Genomic DNA, 1,624 nt, shown 5'->3' on the forward strand with positions numbered 1-1,624 from the left:
TACGCCGCGGCATTCGCGGAGGGAGACGTGCCCAGTGCGAGGGCACCCGCTCCGGCGGCCGCACCGATGATGAGGCTGCGGCGGGAGATTCCGGTCATGACCTCTTGCTCCAGTTCTGGCTTGCTGCGCCGTTGCAGGTGTTGACGACGACCGGCGCGTCGTCCGCGGTACCGGTGGCGTCGAGGCAACGCCCGGAGGTCGTGTTCGTGACCGTGCCGTTGGCGTTGACCGTCCACTTCTGACTGTTGCCGCCGTTGCAGGCGTTGCTCGTCACCCGTTCGCCCTGCCCGGAACCGCCCGCGTCCATGCACTTCGGGTTGTCGTAAACGCGCAGCTCACCGGCGGCGGTCTGGGTCCAGCGCTGGTTGACCTGACCGTTGCAGGGCCACAGCAGCAGCTTCGCGCCGTTCGTCTGGGACCTGCCCTCCACGTCCGCGCACTTGCCGGAGGCCGCGCCCGCCAGGCTGTAGGTGTCGGTGGGAGGCGTCGGGTCACCGGGGATGAGCGGACAGCTGCTGCGCGAGGCCGAGATGCCGGTGTTGTCCATGACGGGACACAGGAACTGCTGGTACCGCGTGTCCTGGTCGAGGAAGATCTTCATCCAGGGGATGATCTTGCGGGTCAGCGCCGAGTTGTTGGACGTGGGGAACGCGTGACCGGCGCCTGAGAACTCGAGGTACATCTTCTCGGTGGTGGCCGGGACCTGGTTGTAGTAGCCGGTGACCATCGACGGCGTGACCGTGCCGTCGCGCTGGCCGGCGTTCAACGCGATCGGCACCCGCATGGTGGTGAGGTTCTGCGAGGCGCTGAACGGCGCGTTGCCGATGGCGGCCTTCAACGTGGGCCGCTTGAGTGCCGCGGAGATCGCGCCGCCACCGCCCATCGAGTGGCCCATCACGCCGAGACGGTTCGCGTCCACCCGGTCGCGCACGGAGCTGCGCTGGGTCAGGTAGTCGAGCGCCGCGAGCAGCTGGTCGCCGCGCGCGGTGTCCCAGTCGTTGCGGCTGTTGGTGTCGATGCCGATGATCACGAACCCGAACGAGGCGAGCCAGTGGCCCATCCACGCGCCCTCGGCGGCCCAGGTGGCGGTGTAACCGGGGACGACCGCGAGCGCGGCGAACTTCCCCTGGCTCGTGTCGGCCGGGTAGTAGATCTTCGCGCCGCCGAAGCCGTTGCCACCGCCCACGCTCGTCTCGGCGGTGGCGAACGTGCCGCGGTTGGCGGCCACGCTCTCGCGGGTCGGGTTCGGGCCGCGCTGGTACGGGTTGTCGGCGGCGGACGCGGGTCCGGCGGCCACAGTGGACGCCAGGATGCCCAGCGCGGCGGTGCAGGTGATCGCCGCTCGTCTCAACCGCTGGATCTGGGACATGGGTGAGGTACCTCTTCCTTGGCAGGGGCGGCGAAAGAGAAACTCAGCTGGCTCAGAACTGGGAACGTTCACAAGTACTGCGAACGAATCTGTCCCTGATAAAACCGCAGTTCTGAGATCGTTTCAAGAGAGAGAATGTCGAATTGTGTGAACGTGCACAGTCGAATTGCGTCGAATGCGCCGCAATTGGTCAAGAAATGTCAAGCGGACTCGCGGACCACGAGCTCCGTCGGCAGGATGACCGTCGCCGGGCCC

The 1,624-nt window shown here is 67.2% G+C and carries 1 protein-coding gene; it reads right to left on the reverse strand.

The window, feature by feature from the left end:
* Positions 1-94: 94 nt before the first annotated feature.
* A complete protein-coding gene (locus tag UK23_RS48020; protein WP_045318561.1) occupies positions 95-1,369 on the reverse strand; it encodes a ricin-type beta-trefoil lectin domain protein in 1,275 nt (424 codons plus the stop codon).
* Between the last annotated feature and the right edge of the window lie 255 nt (positions 1,370-1,624).

The organism is Lentzea aerocolonigenes, assembly GCF_000955955.1.
Lineage (GTDB): Bacteria > Actinomycetota > Actinomycetes > Mycobacteriales > Pseudonocardiaceae > Lentzea > Lentzea aerocolonigenes_A.

Excerpts from the sequence above, each read along its gene's own strand:
- UK23_RS48020 (WP_045318561.1), bottom strand. The coding sequence starts at position 1,369 with ATGTCCCAGATCCAGCGGTTGAGACGAGCGGCGATCACCTGCACCGCC.